The following is a 12,953-nucleotide window of genomic DNA, read 5'->3' on the forward strand; positions in this document are numbered from 1 at the left end:
CCGATCGACGGCACCAAGAACTTCGTGCGCGGCGTCCCGGTATGGGCGACGCTCATCGCGCTGATCGACGACGGGGTGCCCGTCGTCGGCGTGGTTTCCGCCCCCGCCCTGGGCCGGCGCTGGTGGGCGTCGGCCGGCGAGGGCGCCTTCACCGTCGGCCCCGAGTCGGCGCAGCCGCGTCGGATCGGAGTGTCGTCGGTCGCCGGGTTGACCGATGCCAGCCTGGCGTTCTCGAGTCTGTCCGGCTGGGGCGAGCTCGGACTGCGCGGACAGTTCGTCGCCCTGACAGACGAGGTCTGGCGGGTCCGCGGGTTCGGCGACTTCTGGAACTACTGTCTGGTCGCCGAGGGCGCCGTGGACATCGCCGCCGAACCGGAGGTGTCACTGTGGGACCTCGCCGCGGTGGATGTGCTCGTGCGAGAGGCGGGCGGGCGGTTCACCAACCTCGACGGTGAGCCGGGACCGCGTGGCGGCAGCGCTGTCGCAACCAACGGACTCCTGCACGACGAGGTGCTGTCGGCGCTGCGCTGACGCCGCCCTGTCCGATATGTGATTCCGCTCACACCGACTGGGTGCCGGTGCCACGATGACGCTATGAGGTGGCTCGCAGTCCTGTCGGTGTTCGTCGTGTCTGCCGCATTGGCAGCCCTGGGTTGGTTCGCCGGGGGCTGGCTGTGGTGGGTCCTGGCCGTCGTCGTCGCCGCGCTGGGCGGTGTCGGGGTCTACGACCTGATCCAGACGAAACACTCGGTGACGCGCAATTACCCGATCATCGGGCACGCACGGTTCCTTATGGAAGAGATCCGGCCCGAGATCCGCCAGTACTTCATCGAGTCCAACACCGAGGGCCGGCCGTTCGACCGCGAGCTGCGCGACCTGGTGTACGACCGCGCCAAGGGAAACCACGGCGAGGAGCCGTTCGGCACCCAGCGCGACGTCAATGCCGTCGGCTACGAGTTCGTCGCGCACTCGCTGCGCGCCAAGCCCAAGCCCGACGGTCCGCAGCCGCGTGTGCGCCTGGGCGGCCCGCGGTGCACCAAGCCCTACGACATCGCGCTGTTGAACGTGTCGGCGATGAGCTTCGGGTCGATGTCGGCGAATGCGATCGAGGCGTTGAACGGCGGTGCGGCACTGGGTGGTTTCGCCCACGACACCGGTGAGGGCTCGATCAGCAAGTACCACCGCAAGCGCGGCGGCGACCTGATCATGGAGGTGGCCTCGGGCTACTTCGGGTGCCGCACCGAGGACGGTCACTTCGATCCGGAGAAGTTCGCCGAGCGAGCCCAGAGCGACCAGGTCAAAGCCATCAACATCAAGCTCTCCCAGGGCGCGAAGCCGGGTCTGGGCGGATTGCTGCCCGGCGCCAAGGTCAATGCCGAGGTCGCCGCGGCGCGCGGCGTCGCGGTGGGGACGACGGTGGTCTCGCCCCCCGCGCACAACGCATTCCACACCCCGGTCGAGCTCATGGAGTTCATCGAGCAGTTGCGGGTGCTGTCCGGCGGCAAGCCAGTTGGATTCAAGCTGTGCATCGGTTCGAAGCGGGAGTTCCTCGCCATCTGCAAGGGCATGCTCGCCACCGACATCACCCCCGACTTCATCATCGTCGACGGTTCGGAGGGCGGGACGGGCGCCGGTCCGGTCGAATTCGAGGACCACGTCGGCATGCCGCTGACCGAGGGCCTGATGTTCGTCCACAACGCCCTCGTCGGCGTCGGGTTGCGCGACCAGATCAAGCTCGGGGCGAGCGGCAAGGTCGCGACCGGCATCGACATCGTCAAGCGCATCTGTCAGGGCGCCGATTTCACGCTCGCCGCGCGCGCGATGATGTTCGCGATCGGCTGCATCCAGGCGCAGAAGTGCCACACCAACACCTGCCCGGTCGGCGTCGCGACCCAGGACCCGGCGCGGGCCCGCGCGCTGGTCGTCGACGACAAGATCCAGCGCGTCTACCAGTACCAGGACAAGACGGTGAACTCGGCGCGGCAGATCATCTCGTCGATGGGGTTGGACTCCTTCGACCAATTGACACCGCGCAAGCTGTTCCGCCGCGTCGACCCCCAGGTCACCATGACCTACCACGACCTGTTCGAGTGGCTCGAGCACCGCCAACTGCTCACCGATCCACCCGAGGCCTGGCACCGCGACTGGGTGACCGCCTCGGCCGAGACACTCGACCCGGTGGAAGTCGCCGAGGTCATGGAACCGATCGGGGTTATCGACGACCTCGAGTAACCCTCAGCCCGGACCTGTGTCGGTCCCCGTGCGTACGGTCCCCGGACATGGAGAACGTAGAGCTGCGGGGTCATCGGTTGGCGGCGCCGCTCACCGTCGAGATCGCGTGTTCGGCGGGGTCGCATCCGGTCACGATCGAGACCGATTGGTCGGTGACCCTCCCCTTTGATCTGGAGTCCGAGCGCATAGCGTCCGCCCTGGCCGGCGTCTCGCACTCGTGTGAGCATCTGGCAGTTCAGGGCGGATCGGTCGCGCTGGCTGTCCTCCTCCGCTTGCGCATCAAGCCATACCCGATCCGGTTCGTCGGTCCCGGAAAGTGGACGATCGACCCGTGGACGGGTCTGCGAACGCGGTTTGTCAGCGCGGTCACTGCCGCGCACAAGCTGCGCGAGCCATCCGACATCGGGCACTTCCAAGAACTCATGCAGGCCCTTCTGCCGGAAGGACCGGGTGGGCCGCCCGAGCGCTGGGCCGAACAGGCACGATCCATCGTGGCCGAATCCGACGGAATAGACATCGCCTGGGCTGCGGGCGTGCACCCGAGACGCCTCGTCGCCGCGTGGGCGGCTCTCGGATGGCCGTCCGCACCACCCTCGGTCTATACATATCTCAAGTTCGTCTACGCCACCCCCGAGCAGCGATCGGCAATACGTAAGGGCCTACCGCCCGTCGGCGCCCTGTCCGCTGCCGGACGCGAGAACCGCAGGGCACTCATGCTCGTCAACATGCTCAGCCGGGATCCCGATTTCCGGGAGCTTCTCGCCACCACTGCCACAGAGAACCCGCAGCCCGCGCAGTGTCTGCTCCACCGCGCGCTCGAACAGATCTTCTCGCCGGACAACAGCGATTGCTCGTCCACCGCCCGCCCCACCGACCGGAACATTCACGTCGTAATCCGTCGCGGAAGCCGCCACATGCACCATTCCGGCGCCAACGACCGAGCGCTTTCCATGCTCCTCGACCTCCCGTTCAAGGACCCGATCTGGGACAACGTCACCGAGGATGTCTTCGCGACGCTGTACGCGATCGAGCACGACACCCACATGGGCGGCACGCTCCGGCCCGGCCGGATGACGAAGCTGACCCACACCTGGATGCACCACTATCCGGAGTCATGGAGCACCAACGGCGTGGGATGACATCCTTCGCTGACACAATCGCGAGACTCGATGTCGGTCCCCGCGCGTACGTTCCCCGACCATGGAGAACGTACGACTGCGGGGCCATCGGTTGGCAGAGCCGCTCACCTTTGAGATCGCCTGTTCTGCGGGGCCGCATCCCGCCACGATCGAAACCGATTGGTCGGTGACCTTCCCCTTCGATTGGGAGTCCGAGCGCGTTGTCTGTGCCTTGGCCGGCGTGTCGCACTCGTGTGAGCACCTGGAGGTTCAGGTCGGATCGGTCGCACAAACTGCACTCCTCCGCCTGCATGCCAAGCCGTACCCGATCCGGTTCGTCGGCCCCGGTGAGTGGACGATCGGCCCACGGATAGGTCTGCGAACCCGGTTCGTCAGCGCGGTAACTGCCGCGCACAAGCTGCGCAAGCTATCCAACATCGGGCACTTCCACGAACTCATGCAGGCGCTTCTCCCGCAGGGACCGGGTGGGCCGTCTGAGCCCTGGGCCGAACAGGCACGATCCATCGTGGCCGAATCCGACGGGGTGGACATCGCCTGGGCGGCGGGGGTGCACCCGAGACGGCTCGTGGACGCGTGGGCCGCCCTCGGACGACCTATGGAACGGCCGTCGGTCTACACCTGCCTCAAGGTCGTCTATGGCACGCTCGAACCGCAATCGGCGACGCCCTCGTGGCCCCTGACGCCCGTCGACTCACTGCCCACCTCACTACCGGTTTCACCTGACCTCGACACCGACGGCCTCATCGTCCCCGTCGTGGTCGACATGCTGTACCAGGATCCCGACTTCCACGATCGCCTCACCGCGACCATGGGGGCGAATCCTGCAGTCGAGCAGAACCTCCTCCACCGCGCAATCGAGCAGGTCCTCTCCACCGAGTTCCGCTTTCCCTGGTCGACGGACCGCCCGCTGTACGACGACCTCTGCGCGTTGCACCTGGCCGGGGCGAACCACTCCGTTTTTTCCCACTTGCTCGACCTGTCACCCCGGCACTGGCTCTGGAGCGTCGATGAGGACGTCTTCGCGACGCTCTATGCCGTCGAAGCCGCCTCACATGCCGTCAACCGCACGGGCATTGACCGGCTGCAACGGTTGTCCACAGTGTGGAGGCATCACTATCCGGAAAGCTTCGCCGTCTCTCCGACGATGTCCGACCCCGCCGATACGTTGCCGGCATGACTGAGAACTACCGCCACACCCTCGACGCGCTCGGCCTGTGCGTTTCCGCCGGCATCCCCGCGATCCTGTGGGGCAACCCGGGCGAGGGCAAGACGTCGATGATCGAATCGGCGGCGCAGAACGCCGGTTGGATGGTCGAGACGGTGATCCTCTCGCAGAGCGAGCCGTCGGACCTGGCCGGACTCCCTATTGTCTCCGGTGACGGGAACGTCGTCCTCGCCCCGCCCGCGTGGGCGCAGCGGCTGGCCGAGCACGACGGGCCGGCGATCTGCTTCTTCGATGAGTTCTCCACGGCCGCCCCGTCGCTGCAGGCTGCGGCACTGCGGATCCTGACGCACCGCCAGGTCGGCCGACTTCAGCTGCCTGAGTCGGTAACGTTTGTCGCCGCTGCCAACCCGGTCGACGTCGCGGCGGCCGGTTGGGAGCTGGCTGCACCGACCGCGTCGCGCTTCGTCCACGTCGACTACGCGATGGCGCTGGACGTCTTTGCCCAGGGATCCGTCACCGGTCGGTGGCCGTCGCTACCGACGTGGGATCTGCCCGACGATTTCGCGGCCCGGGTGAAGCGGGAGTTGGCAGGCGTCACGGGCTTCCTGCGCGCCCGACAGAACCAGCTCAGTGTCATCCCCCGCGATCACGCCTCACGGTCGCGGTCCTTCCCCACTCCCCGGACTTGGGAGTTCGCGGCACGGCTGGGTGCGCTCGGTCAGGTCGTCGGCGTCGGTGAGGATGCGATCCGGATCGCCGTCGCCGGCGCGATCGGCGACGCCACCGCCCACGAGTTCCTGGCGTGGAAGGCAAACCTGGATCTGCCCGATCCGCACCGCCTCCTCGACGGTGCGGAGACGATCGACTTCAGCACGCTGCGCCCCGACCGCATCTATGTCGTCCTGCAGTCGCTGGTGGCGGTGACGGCATCCGACGACGGCACCGACGACCGGTGGACGACAGCGGTGACACTCTGCTGCCAGGCCGCCGACGAGGCTGGGATCGATCCCGCCGTGCCCGCCATCCGCGCCCTCGTCGCGCCCGAGCAACGCCCGTACGGTGTTGCCGTTCCCCGCGAGATCGCCGTCTTCGGCCCAGCGCTGGCCATGGCGGGCCTGCTGTGACATCTTTCGACACGACCCGGCTCACCGCGGCCCGGCTATGGGTGGTCAGTTCGCCGACGCACTCCTCGCCTCCCGGATGTGACGCGCCACGCGGACTCGCCTATCTCGCGCGTGGGCTGTACGCGCTGATCCCTGTCGCAACGCCGGCCGTGGCCCAGATGAGCATCGACGAGCAGTGGCGTCTCTACATCAACCCAGACTGGTTGGCCGATGCCGACATCCCGGTGATCGGGCGCGAGCTCGTACACCTGTTGTGGCACCTGTTGAACCAGCACGCCGTGCGCGCCCGCGCGGTCGGCGTGACGACACAGACGCGCGAGGCATGGCACTTCGCGGCAGACACCGCTATCCGCGAGTTGTGCGAAGACTCCGCGTCCGGGCCCGAGGATCTCCCGATCTGGGAGGGTGACCCGAAGCTGACTGTCGAAGCGCGTTTCGCCCAGCTGTCGACGGCACGCCCCGACGACACTGATCCCGCCGAGGACAGCCCCGATGCCGACGACGACTCCCACGACCACCGCGACTGCGGCAGCGGCGCGGACGGGTTCGTGCGCGACCATGAGGCTCAGCACCTTCCTGACCTCCCCAAAGTGACCAAAGTCGAGTCCGACGCGCTGCGCCGCGAGATCGCTGCGGCCGCGGGCCCCTCGGCGGGGCGGGTCGGGCGTTGGGTGGAGGACGTTTCTTCGGGACCGCAGGTGCCATGGCAGCAGGTGCTCGCGGGCGCGGTCCGCCGCGCCGTTTCGCACACGGCCGGGCGGGGCGATTACAACTATCGGCGGCCGTCGCGACGCGCCGCAGTCAGCCCCCGAGTGGTGTTGCCCAGCCCGCACCGCCCGGTGCCCGGCGTGGCCATCGTCATCGATACGTCGGGAAGTATGAGCGCTGCGGCGTTGGCCCACGTGCTGGCCGAGTTCGACACGATCCTCGACGCACTGCAGCTCGGCGAGCACGGCGTCATCGGGATCGCCGTCGACACCGCAGCCACCGCTACCCCCGCTCGGCGTGCGGCTGACGTGCTGCTCGTCGGCGGGGGCGGCACGGACATGACGCTCGGCATTTCGGTCGCCGAGGAGCTGCGCCCGAAGCCCGAGCTGTGCGTCGTGTTCACCGACGGCTACACCCCGTGGCCGGACGAGCCGGTCGGCGGGATGACCGTCGTCGCAGCGCTTGTCGCCGACGGCCGCGACTACCTGCCACCAACGCCGGAGTGGATGGTCCGCGTCGAATGCGACGACGTCGCGGCGACCGTGCGGTAAACGACATGCCACCCACGCAACGATCGGGCAGACTTCACGCCATGTCCGAGTCCGCAACCCCCATCCCCGACGAGGTCGTCGAGCTGGTCCGCAACGCCCGCGCCATCACCGTGTTCACCGGCGCCGGGATGTCGGCCGAGAGCGGGATCGCCACCTTCCGCGGCAGCGGCGACGACAGCCTGTGGGGCCGCTTCGACCCGATGATGCTGGCCTCGGTCGACGGCTGGGAAGCCGACCGCGCCCTGGTGTGGGGTTGGTATGCCTGGCGCATGGGCCAGCTCAGCGGCGTCGAGCCCAACGCCGGTCATCATGCACTAGCTGAGCTCGCCAACGACCGGTCCGTCGAAGTGGTCACCCAGAACGTCGATGACCTGCACGAGCGTGCGGGCAGCACCGTCGTGAGCCATCTACACGGCAACCTCGTCGCCACCCGCTGCTCGGTGTGCCGCGCCCCCTACGACGGGCCGGTGACCCGACCGGAGATCTCCGACGACGCCGACCTCGACGCACTGCGCGTCGAACCTCCCGTGTGCGCGAGCTGCGGCGGCGCCGTGCGCCCGGGCGTCGTGTGGTTCGGCGAGATGCTGCCCGAGCGCGACTGGGACAACGCCGTCGAATCATTCGCCCATACCGACCTGGTACTGGTCATCGGGACCAGCGGGATCGTCTACCCCGCGGCCGGACTCCCCGAGAGGGCCGCCGCCCGCGGCGTGCCGATCATCGAAATCAACCCGGATCCGTCAGGAGTTGGCACGGTGACCATCAAGTCGACCGCCGCGACTGCCCTGCCCGCTCTGGTCGCCGCGCTAGGCCCCAGATCAGAAGCCTGATCTGACCCGCGACTCAGCGCCCTTTCGCCTCTCGCCTCTCCGCCATCCGTTCCCGATTGCGCACCGCGCGCTTCGGCCAGAACGAGTAGCCGAACCAGGTCATGAGGAAGGTCACCAGTACGGCAGAGACCGCGACCCCAGCGACCGCCCCCGCCCCGACATCATCCATGTCGTCGCTGCTCGCCACGAGCACGAGCACCACGATGACGACGATCACCGACCAGACCATCGTGACCCCGAAGGACACCCCGACCAGCCACCATTTCTCCGACTTGTCGGGAACGCGTCCACGGTCGGCAACGAAGTGGTCCAAAGCGAAGTACGCGCCGATGAATGGTGCGACTATGCCCGCCACACCCGTCCCGCTCCGGCCGATGATCAGGTCGATCAGCAGCCAGATCACGGTCATCAGCACACAGCCGACGACGAACCACCCCACGTACTTCCACAGCGGTCCCGCCGACTTGCCGGCATCGCCCACTTCGTCAGTGTCGGTCATACCGCCCACGCTACAGATTCAGCTGGGCCACAGATCTGCGATTCCGCGCTTGAGCAGCAGAAACGATCGTTGCGCTACCTTCACGGCTTCGCCAATCCCACCGCGATCGACGCTGGATTGACGAAACCGTGCTGGATTCAGAACTCGGCAGTCGCGCCGAGCTCGACGACGGTGAACTCGGTCGTCGGCTTGCGCATCTCCGCCAGCCGGGCGTTGTGCACGGCGGCGCCGGAAGGCGAGAGCACAGCCTGGTGGATCGGGAAGGCCTTGGCCGGTTCGACGCCGCGCAGGTAGTCGACCGATTCCGACAGCTTCATCCACGGCGCGGCCGCCGGCAGCGCCAGGACCTCGACCGTGACGAACGGGATGTAGAAGGAATCGCCGGGGTGCAGCAGCATTCCGGGCCGCTCGTCGGTACCGACGAGGTAGGCGATGTTGTCGATCACCGGCAGCTCGGGGTGGATGACGGCGTGGCGCCCACCGGTGGCGCGCACGGTCAGAGGTCCGATCGTGAACCGTTGCCCGACGTGGGCGTCACGCCAGACCCCGTTCGACGACGAGTCGGCGTTGAGCTGCTGCGCGGTCTGCGGGTCGCACCAGAGTTGGGCACCGGGGTTGGCTGCGACGAGTGCGGGCAGCCGGGCGGGATCAGCGTGGTCGGGGTGCTGGTGGGTGATCAGGATGGCATCCAGACCGGCCAGCGACTCGAAGCCCGACGAGAAGGTGCCGGGGTCGAAAAGGATCCGCGTGCCGTCGATCTCGGTGAGAAAGCAGGAGTGGCCGAAACTGGTGATCCGCATGTACCCATCATGCGCCGATGTCGGACCCGGGTGGGAAAGTAGACGCGACATCGACCGACCCGGAGGACTCCCCATGCCACCGCGCGCTCGCGCAGCCGATTCACTGAGCCCTGCGAACCTCGAGGCCTTGGCTACATCGCTAGCCGCGGGCAAACGGACGACCGTTTTCCTGCGCGAAGCAATCCCCAGCCTCGGATTGGCGGCGGGCACATCGGCAAAGGTCGTGTCGATCGACGGCTCGACGGTGACGATCCGCCCCACCGGTGTCGACGATGAGCTCCCCTATGAAGCCGATGAACTCCGGATGACCAAGCAGGCGCCGTCGAATCCGCCGAAATCGCCGGTCAGGTCGCAAAAGCCGCCCATCGTCGAGAAGGCAACGACGAGAACGCGAGCGCAGGCGCCAGTGCCGAAGCCGGTGGAGCCGATGAAGCCGAGGGCAACACGGGCCAGGCTCGCGAAGCCACGATCGGTCACCGTTACGATCTTCGGCTCCAGTGACAACGAGTGGTCGGTGGCCGTCACCGCCGGTGGGCGCAAACCGAATCAGTCGCGCAGTGTGAAACCCGCATCGGTCGAGGCCGCCCTGCGCGGCCTCGGGGACGGCGCCGCCCTGGAAGCGGCCGAATCGGTGCTTGCCGCAGCACGCGAGGAGGCCGCGCGCAAGGTGGCGATGCTGAGTCGTGAGCTCGAGGCGGCGAAAGAGACACTGGCCGCCCTGGAGGCACACCGGGACGCTAAGTGATGACCGGGAACCAGCCCAGATCGGCACCGGCGGAAATCATGCGCACGACGGCGTAGACGAGCCACGCGCCGATGACCACGAGCGCGGTCTTGCTGAACACCATCGAACTCCAGCGGGACAGTGTTGCGCTGCGCCCGGACACGAGTACCCAGACCCCGATCGCGACCGACACCGCCAGCACGGCGAACAGCACCGGGCCCATGAGGTTGTACCCGAATGCGGAGGCGACGTCGCCGTGGGCGAGCATCACGAAGCTGCGGGTCAGCCCGCACCCCGGGCACGGCAGTCCGGTGAAGTGCCGGAAGATGCAGGTCCCCGGCCCGCTGGTCACACTCGACGTCGACCAGATTGCCGCCACACCGAGAACCGCCGCTCCCCCGATCACCACCCCGAGCGCGGGCAGTCGGCGCCGGAGAGGGCCCTGCGGCGGGCCGGAGCGAGCACCCGCCGGCGGCATGCCGGGGGCGAAGACTGGGGCGGTCATGAGACTCAGGGTACCGCCGCTGTCGACAACACTCCTTACTGTGGAGTAAGGTAAGTTCTTACCAGCGAGTAAGATGCTCGCTCAGCGGTCATCGTCGACCTCGGTTCGGTCGACGGAGCAGGGCCGTCCCACAGTTCGATCGAGACAGGTAGCAGCGTTTCATGACCATCACCGAGCCCAACGACACCTCCGCCGTCGGCAAGACCAAGACCAAGCGCTCCCCGATCGGTACCGCGATGCGCGTGCTGACCGCGGTGACCGGCTCCGAGTTCGCCCGCAAGTACGGCCTCGCCGATCCGATCAACCGGGTCGCTTACCAGGGCACCAAGACCGGCTTCCAGACCCTGGGTGCCGCGAACCGCGCGTTCGCCAAGGCCACCGGCGACGGCACGCCCAAGCGCCCCGCGACGTCGAGCAAGGGCCTGTTCAACCTGAACCCCGACGACGAGCAGCAGATGATCACCGAGACGGTGAAGGACTTCGCCACCGAGATCCTGCGTCCCGCCGCCTACGAGGCCGACGCCAAGGCGGAGGCCCCCGCCGAGATCCTCGAGCGCTCCGCCGAGCTCGGCATCACCATGATCAACGTCCCCGAGGAGTACGACGGTGCCGCCGCCGAGCGCGGCGTCGTCACCAACGCGCTGGTTGCCGAGGCGATGGCCTACGGCGACATGGGCCTGGCCATCCCGCTGCTGGCCCCCAGCGGCGTCGCGACCACGCTCACCAACTTCGGCTCCGACGAGCAGCAGGCCACCTACCTGCCCGACTTCGCCGGTGAGAACGTCCCGCAGTCCGCGGTCGTCATTGCCGAGCCCAAGCCGCTCTTCGACGCCTTCAACCTCGCCACCAAGGCCACCCGCGTGCCCAGCGGCTACCGCCTGTCCGGTGTGAAGTCCTTCGTCCCGGCCGCCGGGTCGTCGGAGCTGTTCATCGTCGGCGCCGAGCTCGACGGCCGTCCGGCACTGTTCATCGTCGAGTCCGACACCAAGGGACTCATCGTCGAGGCCGACCCCGGCATGGGCGTGCGCGCCGCCGGCATGGGCCGCCTGCGGCTGCAGGATGTCGCCGTCCCGTCGAGCGCCATCATCGGCGGTGTCGAGGGCGACGAGGCGTTCGCCGCCTACCGTGACGTCGTTCGCCTCTCGCGCCTGGGCTGGTCGGCGCTGGCCATCGGCACCGCCAAGGCGATGCTCGACTACGTCATCCCCTACGTCAACGAGCGCGAGGCGTTCGGCGAGCCGATCTCCAACCGCCAGGCGGTCGCCTTCATGGTCGCCACCATGGCCACCGAGATCGACGGCCTGCGCCTGGTCACCCTCCGCGGCGCCTCCCGGGCCGAGCAGGGCCTGTCCTTCGCCCGTGAGACCGCACTGGCGCGCAAGCTGACCATCGACAAGGGCCTGCAGATCGGCCTGGACGGCGTGCAGCTGCTCGGCGGCCACGGCTTCACCAAGGAGCACCCGGTGGAGCGCTGGTACCGCGACCTGCGCGGCGCAGGCATCGGCGAGGGGATCGTCGTCCTCTAAGGGCGGCGATTCCACAAGGAGAGTCTGATCATGGCTATCAGTCTGGAACTTCCCAAGAAGTTCGCCATGAACATCGACCAGGCGCGCCAAGCCGCCCTGGAGGTGTTCCGTCCCATCTCGCGCAAGTACGACCTCGCCGAGCACGCGTACCCGGTCGAGCTGGACACGCTCGCCGCGCTGTACGACGGCCTGTCGGCAGCCGGCCAGGCCGGTGCCGGTGCGGCTGGCGGTCGTGCCGACGCGGAGAAGAAGCGTCCTGAGGGCGTCGTCGTCAACGGCGGCAACATGCAGTCGATCATCAACTCGCTGGAGGCCTCCTACGGCGACGTCGGCCTGATGCTGTCGCTGCCCTTCCAGGGCCTGGGCAACGCGGCCATCGCCGCCGTCGCCACCGACGAGCAGCTCGAGCGCCTGGGCAAGGTGTGGGCGTCGATGGCGATCACCGAGCCGAGCTTCGGCTCCGACTCGGCCGCCGTCACCGCGACCGCCACCCTCGACGGCGACGAGTACGTCATCAACGGCGAGAAGATCTTCGTCACCGCAGGTTCGCGTGCCGACCACATCGTCGTGTGGGCGTCGGTGGACCGTAGCCTCGGCCGCGCGGCGATCAAGTCGTTCGTCGTGCCGCGCGAGCACCCCGGCGTCACCGTCGTGCGCCTCGAGGAGAAGCTGGGTATCCGGGCGTCGGACACCGCGGTCATCCGCTTCGAGGACTGCCGCATCCCGGCGGGCAACCTCCTGGGCTCCCCCGAGGTCGACGTCAAGAAGGGCTTCGGCGGGGTCATGCAGACCTTCGACAACACCCGCCCGATGGTGGCCGCGATGGCCGTCGGCGTCGGCCGGGCCGCGTTGGAGGAGCTGCGCAGGATCCTCGAGGAGAACGGCATCGAGATCGACTACGACCGTCCCGCGATCGACCAGCACGCCGCCGCCGCGGAGTTCATCCGCTTGGAGTCGGACTGGGAGGCCAGCTACCTGCTGACCATGCGCGCCGCGTGGATGGCCGACAACAAGCAGCCGAACTCGCTGGAAGCGTCGATGTCGAAGGCCAAGGCCGGCCGCACCGTCAACGACGTGACCAACAAGGCCGTCGAGCTCGCCTCGACCGTCGGCTACTCCGAGCGCATCCTGCTGGAGAAGTGGGCGCGCG

General features: G+C 68.0%; 13 protein-coding genes. 10 read left to right on the forward strand and 3 right to left on the reverse strand.

All coding sequences use genetic code 11. The annotated features are described in order from the left end of the window. The 7 genes from B4L26_RS09660 to B4L26_RS09690 all read left to right on the forward strand — a co-directional run. The coding region (locus B4L26_RS09660) for an inositol monophosphatase family protein (RefSeq protein WP_290718402.1) at nt 1-531 on the forward strand (531 nt) is incomplete at its 5' end. Nucleotides 532-594: 63 nt separating this feature from the next. Next, nucleotides 595-2,232, forward strand: coding sequence for an FMN-binding glutamate synthase family protein (locus B4L26_RS09665; RefSeq protein ID WP_290718404.1), 1,638 nt, complete (start codon nt 595-597; stop codon nt 2,230-2,232). A 47-nt stretch (nt 2,233-2,279) separates the two neighbouring features. Beyond that, entirely contained in the window at nt 2,280-3,371 is a 1,092-nt protein-coding gene (locus B4L26_RS09670; protein ID WP_290718406.1) for a hypothetical protein, read from the forward strand. Between the two features lie 61 nt (nt 3,372-3,432). After that, nucleotides 3,433-4,548, forward strand: a complete 1,116-nt coding sequence (locus B4L26_RS09675) for a hypothetical protein (protein WP_290718408.1) — start codon at nt 3,433-3,435, stop codon at nt 4,546-4,548. Further along, on the forward strand, nt 4,545-5,660 hold the full coding sequence (locus B4L26_RS09680) for an AAA family ATPase (RefSeq protein ID WP_290718409.1): 1,116 nt from the start codon (nt 4,545-4,547) through the stop codon (nt 5,658-5,660). The genes B4L26_RS09675 and B4L26_RS09680 overlap by 4 nt, the downstream gene beginning before the upstream one ends. Then, nucleotides 5,657-6,919: a DUF2201 family putative metallopeptidase gene (locus tag B4L26_RS09685; RefSeq protein ID WP_290718411.1), complete on the forward strand. Its 1,263-nt coding sequence runs from the start codon at nt 5,657-5,659 to the stop codon at nt 6,917-6,919. Before B4L26_RS09680 ends, B4L26_RS09685 begins: the two co-directional genes overlap by 4 nt. 41 nt (nt 6,920-6,960) lie before the next feature. Then, a complete protein-coding gene (locus B4L26_RS09690) occupies nt 6,961-7,749 on the forward strand; it encodes an SIR2 family NAD-dependent protein deacylase (protein ID WP_290718413.1) in 789 nt (262 codons plus the stop codon). Between the two features lie 13 nt (nt 7,750-7,762). Here the strand turns inward: B4L26_RS09690 and B4L26_RS09695 are convergent, their stop codons facing one another. Both B4L26_RS09695 and B4L26_RS09700 read right to left on the reverse strand, forming a co-directional pair. After that, nucleotides 7,763-8,248 (reverse strand): ABZJ_00895 family protein, encoded by a 486-nt coding sequence (locus B4L26_RS09695; protein ID WP_290718415.1) that lies wholly within the window; start codon nt 8,246-8,248, stop codon nt 7,763-7,765. Between the two features lie 137 nt (nt 8,249-8,385). Then, nucleotides 8,386-9,048, reverse strand: coding sequence for an MBL fold metallo-hydrolase (locus B4L26_RS09700; RefSeq protein WP_290718417.1), 663 nt, complete (start codon nt 9,046-9,048; stop codon nt 8,386-8,388). A gap of 304 nt (nt 9,049-9,352) precedes the next feature. Here B4L26_RS09700 and B4L26_RS09705 point away from each other — a divergent pair, with 304 nt between their 5' ends. Further along, a complete protein-coding gene (locus tag B4L26_RS09705) occupies nt 9,353-9,793 on the forward strand; it encodes a DUF6319 family protein (protein WP_349680478.1) in 441 nt (146 codons plus the stop codon). Here B4L26_RS09705 and B4L26_RS09710 read toward each other — a convergent pair. After that, the gene (locus B4L26_RS09710; RefSeq protein ID WP_290718422.1) at nt 9,786-10,277 is read right to left on the reverse strand and encodes a DUF2752 domain-containing protein; all 492 of its coding nucleotides are present in this window, start codon (nt 10,275-10,277) and stop codon (nt 9,786-9,788) included. The genes B4L26_RS09705 and B4L26_RS09710 overlap by 8 nt on opposite strands. A gap of 161 nt (nt 10,278-10,438) precedes the next feature. Here B4L26_RS09710 and B4L26_RS09715 point away from each other — a divergent pair, with 161 nt between their 5' ends. Then, complete coding sequence (locus tag B4L26_RS09715) at nt 10,439-11,803, forward strand: acyl-CoA dehydrogenase family protein (protein WP_290718424.1); 1,365 nt, start codon at nt 10,439-10,441, stop codon at nt 11,801-11,803. 30 nt (nt 11,804-11,833) lie between these two features. After that, nucleotides 11,834-12,953, forward strand: a 1,120-nt coding sequence (locus B4L26_RS09720; protein WP_290718426.1) for an acyl-CoA dehydrogenase family protein, incomplete at its 3' end; no start/stop codon positions are given.

This window comes from Gordonia sp. UBA7599 (genome assembly GCA_002477755.1).
Lineage (GTDB): Bacteria > Actinomycetota > Actinomycetes > Mycobacteriales > Mycobacteriaceae > Gordonia.